Below are 7,168 nucleotides of genomic sequence, written 5' to 3' on the forward strand. Positions count from 1 at the left end.
TCCCGCGCCGAGAGGTCGCGGGCGACGGCGGCGGCGACCGTGTGGCGTCGCTCCAGGGCCCCGGTCAGGGCGGCGCGGGCCAGGTCGGTGCGGATGTGGAGGCGGTCCAGGCGGTGGGCAGTGAGGTACGCGGAGAGCAACGCCGCGAGCGCGGCGACGAGGACGACGACGACGACGACGATCAGCTCAGCGGACACGCAGCGTCTCCCCCGGGCCGCGGATGGTCTCGTACACACGCACGACCCGGTCGGCGACGACGGGCCAGTCGTACTCCCGGACCGCCTGGAGACCGCGGGTGCGGAGGTCGGCGCGCCGTCCGGGGTCGGTGAGGACCCTCGTGAGGGCTGCGGCGAGGGCACCGGCGTCGCCGACCGTGGCGAGTTCCCCGCACTCGCCGTCCCGGAGGACACGGCGGAATGCGTCGAGGTCGGCGGCCACGACGGCGGTCCCGGCGGCCATGGCCTCCACGAGGACGATGCCGAAGCTCTCCCCGCCGGTGTTGGGTGCGCAGTAGACGTCCGCCGCGGCCAGCACCGCGGCCTTGCGGGTGTCGTCGACCCGGCCGAGGAACTCCACGTCCAACCCGGCCGGGAGGGCGGCGCGCAGTGTCCGCTCGTCGCCGTCGCCCATGACCCGCAGCCGCAGTTCCGGGACGTCCCGCAGGACGGCGGGGAGCGCTGCGGCGAGCACGCCCATCCCCTTGCGGGGTTCGTCGTAGCGGCCGAGGAACGCCACGGTCGGTGCGTCGGTCGGTTCGGCTGAGGTGTCGACGTCGGTGAACGCGGACACGTCGACGCCGTTGGGGATCTCGACGGCGTCGGAGCCCAGGGCCTCCATCTGCCAGCGGCGCGCCAGGGTCGACACCGCGATCCGTCCCCGGATCTTCTCCAGCAGCGGGGCCAGGACCCCGTCGGCGGCGCCGAGGATCATCGACCCCGTGGTGGAGGTGTGGAACGTGGCCGTGATGGGCCCGGAGGACATCGCCAGGGCGAACATGCCGACGCCCGGGGCGTTGGGTTCGTGGATGTGCAGGACGTCCAGCGGTTGCTCGCGGAGCCACTGTCGGGTGGCCCGCCAGGTGGCGGGGCCGAAGCTGAGCCGGGCGACGGACCCGTTGTAGGGGATCGGGACGCCCGGCCCGGTCAGGGTCATCCCGGAGACCGGCGCGCTGCCGGGACTGCCCGGGGCCAGGACCCGGACAGTGTGTCCGCGGCGTCGCAACTCCTCGGTCAGGTCCACGACGTGGGCCTGCACCCCGCCCGGGGCGTCGAACGAGTAGGGGCAGATCATGCCGATGCGCACGGCGGGGTCAGCCCTCGATCCGCGCACGTCGCTCGGCCGGCAGGTCGTCCAGCCACAGTGGCTGGAGCATGTGCCAGTCCGCGGGGTGCCGGGCGATCCCCTCGGCGAAGAGGTCGGCCATCGCCTGCACCGTCGGCTCGATCCCGTCCGAGACGTCGATGGGCGGGGTGATGCGGACCCGCATCGTCTCCTCGTCGGCGTACCAGAACTGGGCGACGAGCAGAGGCGCGCCGGTCTCCACCGCGAGGCGGGCCGCCCCCGCGGGCATGCGCGTCTGCTCGCCGAAGAACGTCACGGGCACCCCGGTCCGGCGTAGGTCCCGCTCCCCCGGCAGACAGACGATCCCGCCCCCTGCGAGGTACTCGCGCAGCGCGTCCAACGGCGGGGTGGGTCCGCCCGTGTGCGGGTAGATGGTGAAGCCCAGGCCCTCGCGGAAGTCCAGGAAGCGCTGGTACAGCGATTCCGGCTCGAGTCTCTCCGCGACGGTGGCGAACCCGCCGTAGCGTCGCGCCAGCCAGGTGCCGCCCAGGTCCCAGTTGGCCGAGTGCGGCAGCGCGACGACCACCCCGCGCCCCTGCTCGAGCGCCGCGTCGAGGTTCTCGACCCCGGCGATCGTCCGGTCCATCTCGCGGGCTACGGCCTCGCGATCCATGGAGGGCAGGCGGAACGCCTCGCGCCAGTAGCGGGCGTAGGAGCGGAGGGAATCCCGGATCAGCTGGTCGGGGACCTCGGCCGGGGCGACACCGAGGACGCGGGCCAGGTTCCGGCGCAGCTGCGAGTCCGGACCCTGTCGGCGCGCCGCGAGATCGGCGCCCGTTCGGAAGAGGGTGCGCGCGACCGGCTCGGGCAGGCCGCGCACCACGGCCCATCCGGCGGCGTACCCGAGATCGGTCAGGCGATCGCCGAGTGCGCTCATCGGTCTCCCACCGCAGGGGCATCGCTACGCGCCACGCGTTCGAGGTAGTCGGTGCGGCCGCCCCACACCCGCTGGATCACCGTGACGAAACTACCCACCGCGACGGCGGTCAGCCCGACCTCGAGCGCCCACGGCACCCCCAGCCCCTCGAGGCCGGCGCCGAGCAGGATGAGGACCAGGCGATCGGCGCGCTCCATCAGCCCGCCCGGTGTGTGCAGCCCGCCCGCGTCGGCGCGGGCCTTGGAGTAGGACACCACCTGGGACAGGATCAGGCAGGCCAGGAGCATGACCAGCGCGTACCGGTTGTCGGGCTCGGTGTGGACCAGCCACCACACCAGCGACGCCAGGATCACGCCGTCCGCGACCCGATCGGAGACAGCGTCGACCAGGGCCCCGTACGGTGACCCGCCCCCGCTCGCGCGGGCGACCGCACCGTCCACCAGATCGAACAGGGTGCACAGTGCGATGACGATCGCGCCGGCCACCAGGTGACCGGGTCCGAACAGGGTGATCGCCGCGGCGCAGGTCAGCAGGAGGCCGGCGAGGGTGATCCCGTTGGCGGTGACGCCGCTGCGGACGAGGAACGCCGCCAGGGGGTGGGCCACCCTGGCGACCCCCGACCTTCCGTACTCGCTGAGCATTCGACTCCCTGCCTACTTCGAGGTGCGGTCTGGTCCGGACACGCCATCCGATGACACCGTGGTGGACCACGCCTCCGAGAGCAGCTGCCGCGTCTGTCGGAGGAGCTGCGGCAGCACCTTGGTCCCGCCGGTCACGGTAATGAAGTTCGCGTCACCGATCCAGCGTGGCACGACGTGTTGGTGCAGATGCTCGGACAGGGACCCGCCGGCCGCGCCACCCAGATTGAGCCCCACGTTGAACGAGTCCGGGTTCGAGACCGTCTTGATGACCCGGATCAGGTGCTGCGTGTACGACATGAGTTCGCGGGACTCGTCGTCGTCGAGGTCCTCCAGGTCCGCCACCTTGCGGTACGGCACCACCATCGAGTGACCCGGGTTGTAGGGGAACAGGTTGAGCACGACGTAGACGTGCTCGCCCCGGGCGACCACCAGCCCGTCCTCGTCGCTCATCCTCGGGATGTCGAGGAACGGCTCCCCCGTCATCCCCTCGGCCGGCTCGGGACGCGACTCGGCGATATATGACATCCGGTAGGGCGCCCACAGCAACTGGAGGTGGTCCTCCCCCACCCCGAACTGGCGGTAGACGCCCGTCGAGGACGGATCTCCGGCCGTCACACGCGCTCCGCGGTCGGCACGTCGTTGCGTCGGGAGTTGACCCAGTACGAGATCTTGTCCATCGCGGCGTTCCGCGAGACCCCGTTGAGCTGCGTCCCGTCCGGGAACCGGAAGCTCACCGCGCCCGCCTCGACGTCGCGGTCACCGGCCAGGAGCATGAACGGGACCTTGCCGGTGGTGTGGTTGCGGATCTTCTTCTGCATCCGCTCGTCGGAGACGTCGAGCTCGGCGCGGATACCGCGCCCCCGGAGCTCGTCGATCACGTCCTCGAGATGCTTCTCGTGCGCCTCCGCCACGGGGATGCCCACCACCTGCACGGGCGCCAGCCACGCCGGGAACAGACCGGCGTAGTGCTCGAGCAGGACCGCGAAGAACCGCTCGATCGAGCCGAAGAGCGCGCGGTGGATCATCACCGGCCTCTTCTTGGTGCCGTCCGCGGCGTTGTAGGTCAGGTCGAACAGCTCGGGCAGGTTGAAGTCCAGCTGGACCGTCGACATCTGCCACGTACGCCCGATGGCGTCGCGTGCCTGGACGGAGATCTTGGGGCCGTAGAAGGCGGCCCCGCCCGGGTCCGGGACCAGCTCGAGGCCGGAGTTCGTGGCCACCCGACGCAGCGTGTCGGTCGCGCGCTCCCAGATCTCGTCGCCGCCGACGTACTTCTCCGGATCCTTGGTCGACAGCTCGAGGTAGAAGTCCTCGAGGCCGTAGTCGCGCAGGAGCGAGATGATGAAGGAGAGAACGGAGGCGATCTCGCCCTCCATCTGCTCCTCGGTGCAGTAGATGTGCGCGTCGTCCTGGGTGAAGCCGCGGGCGCGGGTGAGGCCGTGGATCACCCCGGACTTCTCGTACCGGTACACCGTTCCGAACTCGAACATCCGCAGCGGGAGCTCGCGGTACGAGCGGCCGCGGGAGTCGAAGACGAGGTTGTGCATGGGGCAGTTCATCGGCTTGACGTAGTAGTCCTGCCCCGGCTTGGTCTCCTTGCCGTCCGCGTCGTACTCCGCGTCCAGGACCATGGGGGGGAACATCCCCTCCGAGTACCAGCTCAGGTGCTGGGACTTGCGGAACAGGTCGCCCTTGGTCACGTGCGGGGTGTTGACGAGCGAGTACCCGGCGGACAGGTGGCGCCTGAGGGAGTGCTGCTCCATCTCGTTGCGGATGATCCCGCCGCGGGGGTGGAACACCGGGAACCCGGACCCGATCTCGTCGGGGAAGCTGAACAGGTCCAGCTCGGTCCCGAGCCGACGGTGATCCCGCTTCTCCGCCTCGGCCAGACGGTCGAGGTAGGCGTCCATGGCCTCGGTGCTCTCCCAGGCCGTGCCGTAGATCCGCTGGAGACCGGCGTTGTTCTGATCGCCCCGCCAGTAGGCGGCGGACGAGCGCGTGAGTGTGAACGCGGGGATGAACTTGGTGGTGGGCGTGTGCGGGCCGCGGCACAGATCCGACCAGATGACCTCGCCCGTGCGGGGGTTGAGGTTGTCGTAGGCGGTCAGCGCACCCGCGCCGACCTCCATGATCTCGGAGTCCTCGAGCGCCACCGCGCCGTCGGCGTCGCCGGCGTCCGCCCGGCCCTTGTCCTCGACCAGTTCGAGCTTGTACGGCTCGCCCGCCAGCTCGGTGCGCGCCTCGTCGAGCGAGGCGTACTCCCGCCGCGAGAAGCGCTGGCCGGCCTTGATGATCTTCTTCATCCGCTTCTCGAGGTCCTTGAGGTCCTCGGGCGTGAAGGGCTCGGCCACGTCGAAGTCGTAGTAGAAGCCGTTCTCGATCGGCGGGCCGATCCCGAGCTTGGCCTCGGGGAACTTGTCCTGCACCGCCTGGGCGAGCACGTGTGCGCACGAATGCCGGATCACCGACCGCCCGTCCTCGGAGTCGGCCCGGACGAGCTCCACCTCCGTGTCCTCGGCGGGCGCCCAGGACAGATCCCGCAGGGTCCCCTCCGGATCCCGCACCACGACGATCGTCTGCGGGCCGCTGCGCGACTGCAGCTCCCGCTCGGCGAGGATCTTGCCCGCGGGCTCACCGGCCGGGACGACGGTCGTCACAGGGGCCGCACCCGTCGCGTCGGCATCGGTTTCCGGAATGCGGTTCTCGGACACGGGGGGAGATCTCCTCGGGCAGTGGACGTCGGGTGCCGGTGGGCCACCCGGGCTGACACCGGTCCACGACAGGGACCGGGCCGGTCCATGCTACCCGGGGCCCTGACGGAATCCCGGACCGCGGCGCGACGTTGCACCCGGCATGCGCATCGACATCTGGTCCGACGTCGTCTGTCCGTTCTGCTGGATCGGCAAGCGGCACCTCGAGGCGGCACTGGAGACGTTCCGTGCGCGACACCCCGAGATCGGGGTCGAGGTGGTGTGGCGGGCCTACGAACTCGACCCCTCCGCTCCCCGCGTCGTCGGCGACGAGCCGACCGAGACGAGCGCACAGATGCTCTCGCGCAAGTACGGGATGTCGCTCGCCGACGCGGAGGCCGGGCAGGAGCAGATGGCCGCCCGGTTCACCGAACTCGGCCTGGACTTCGACTGGCGGTCCGCGCGCATCTGTTCGACCTTCGACGCCCACCGCCTGGCCGCCCTGGCCGCCGAGCACGGACGGGCGGACGCGGTGGACGAGGCCCTGCGACGCGCCCACTTCACCGAGGGACGGGCGATCTCGGACCCGGTGGTGCTGCATCGGATCGGGGTCGGGGCCGGGTTACCGGCAGCGGAGGTCGACCGGGTGCTCCGAGGGGACGCGTACGCCGACCTGGTGCACCGCGACGTCGAGACGGCCCGCGGTCTCGGGGTCCGGGGGGTGCCGTTCTTCGTGTTCGACGACCGACTCGCCGTCAGCGGGGCCCAGCCGGTCGAGGTGTTCGACGAAGCTCTGGAGCAGGCGATGGCGGCGGAGGTCTGAGTCCCCCGAGCCCGTGCACAACCGAGCCCGTACACAACCGAGCCCGTACACACCACCGAGCGCCCGACCCGCTGTCCGCGGATCGGGCGCCCGGTCGTGCGGGGTGCCGCTATGTCATGTCACATCGCCAGCGCCGCCGCGCCGAAACCGGCGAGGGCCACGAGGCCCGAGCCAGCGGCGAGCTGGACCATGCGGTCCGCGGCCATGCACGTGAGCAGGAAGTCGCCCATCGTGCCGCCCTGCCGCTGGTGCGCGATCGCGAGGGCGGACGGACCGCACCTGCCGAGCGAGACCACCGCGAACAGTGCCGCGCCGAGAACGGGGTTGGCGAGGGCGATCGCGCCCAGGAACAGCAGGTAGTAGGCGCTGGAGCGGATGAAGATCATGAACCCGGGCCCGATGAGCGTGCCGAAGTAGAACGACACCCGCATCGGACGACCGACCCGGCGCAGATGGCGGGGCAGCTGCTGGCGTCGCATCGGCGTCGGCATCCGCAGCAGGCCGGTCTCGTGGAGGCCGTACAGGAACGCCAGCGAGGACCATCCCGCCAGCAGCGGCGCCACCGGGACCGGCCCGACCACGGACTGGACGGCCATCCCCACGAGGCCCAGGCCCGCACCGACCGGAAGAGCGGTGAGCAACGAGCCCGCGAGGTGGGCACCGAGACGGCCCAGGGCGGAGCCGTCACCGGGCCGGTCCGCCTGTTTGGGGGCGGCGACGACGCCCGCCACGGACATTCCGCAGGTGGACCGGTTCGCGGCGACGGCGGTGAGCGCGGCCGCGCCGACGACGCCCA

The 7,168-nt window shown here is 71.3% G+C and carries 7 protein-coding genes and 1 pseudogene; 1 reads left to right on the forward strand and 7 read right to left on the reverse strand.

The annotated features are described in order from the left end of the window. From G6024_RS11320 to thrS, 6 genes and pseudogenes are all read right to left on the reverse strand, one after another. Window positions 1-197: pseudogene (locus G6024_RS11320) on the reverse strand (NUDIX hydrolase); the annotation flags it as partial. Next, complete coding sequence (locus G6024_RS11325; protein ID WP_159148733.1) at window positions 187-1,302, reverse strand: glycosyltransferase family 4 protein; 1,116 nt, start codon at window positions 1,300-1,302, stop codon at window positions 187-189. The gene G6024_RS11325 and the pseudogene G6024_RS11320, both read right to left, overlap by 11 nt. A gap of 7 nt (window positions 1,303-1,309) precedes the next feature. Then, complete coding sequence (locus tag G6024_RS11330) at window positions 1,310-2,218, reverse strand: phosphatidylinositol mannoside acyltransferase (RefSeq protein ID WP_067717848.1); 909 nt, start codon at window positions 2,216-2,218, stop codon at window positions 1,310-1,312. Beyond that, window positions 2,215-2,859 (reverse strand): phosphatidylinositol phosphate synthase, encoded by a 645-nt coding sequence (pgsA, locus tag G6024_RS11335; protein ID WP_067717846.1) that lies wholly within the window; start codon window positions 2,857-2,859, stop codon window positions 2,215-2,217. The genes G6024_RS11330 and pgsA overlap by 4 nt, the downstream gene beginning before the upstream one ends. Before the next feature lie 12 nt (window positions 2,860-2,871). Next, entirely contained in the window at window positions 2,872-3,474 is a 603-nt protein-coding gene (locus tag G6024_RS11340; RefSeq protein ID WP_067717843.1) for an ATP adenylyltransferase, read from the reverse strand. Further along, a complete protein-coding gene (thrS, locus tag G6024_RS11345; protein ID WP_067717841.1) occupies window positions 3,471-5,570 on the reverse strand; it encodes a threonine--tRNA ligase in 2,100 nt (699 codons plus the stop codon). Before thrS ends, G6024_RS11340 begins: the two co-directional genes overlap by 4 nt. 142 nt (window positions 5,571-5,712) lie before the next feature. On the opposite strand from thrS, the gene G6024_RS11350 reads away from it, so the two are divergent. Next, window positions 5,713-6,372, forward strand: a complete 660-nt coding sequence (locus G6024_RS11350; RefSeq protein WP_159148734.1) for a DsbA family oxidoreductase — start codon at window positions 5,713-5,715, stop codon at window positions 6,370-6,372. A gap of 119 nt (window positions 6,373-6,491) precedes the next feature. On the opposite strand, the gene G6024_RS11355 is transcribed toward G6024_RS11350, so the two are convergent. Continuing rightward, window positions 6,492-7,168 (reverse strand): methylamine utilization protein (locus G6024_RS11355; RefSeq protein WP_159148735.1); only part of this gene is annotated, 677 nt, incomplete at its 5' end.

It is taken from the genome of Dietzia maris, assembly GCF_014144855.1.
GTDB classification, from domain to species: domain Bacteria; phylum Actinomycetota; class Actinomycetes; order Mycobacteriales; family Mycobacteriaceae; genus Dietzia; species Dietzia kunjamensis.